Origin of the sequence: Brevibacillus sp. SIMBA_040 (genome assembly GCF_046535075.1) — a bacterium.
Classification (GTDB): domain Bacteria; phylum Bacillota; class Bacilli; order Brevibacillales; family Brevibacillaceae; genus Brevibacillus.
On record NZ_JAWRXI010000459.1, the window covers coordinates 1 to 229 of the forward strand.

1 protein-coding gene is annotated in these 229 nt (G+C 58.5%); it reads left to right on the top strand.

All coding sequences use genetic code 11. The features are described from left to right. Window positions 1-229 (top strand): hypothetical protein (locus tag SB752_RS33430; RefSeq protein WP_410719664.1); only part of this gene is annotated, 229 nt, incomplete at both ends.

A 229-nucleotide genomic window follows, 5' to 3' on the forward strand; every position in this document is an offset into this window, starting at 1 on the left:
GTATCTCGATACGCCCTGGCTGACCGACCTGCAATACCAACTGGGGTTCAGCACCGACCAGGGCTATCGCGCGTTCAACACCCCTTACACGTGCGACCCCGTGTTGTATCGCGGGCTGTTGGCGCTCTACCGCACACTGGTGGACACGCAAGCCGAACACTTGCAAAAGCAAAGTGCGCTGGTGAGTTATTTCAGTGAAGTGCAACAGCGCCTCAACCCCTCCGACACG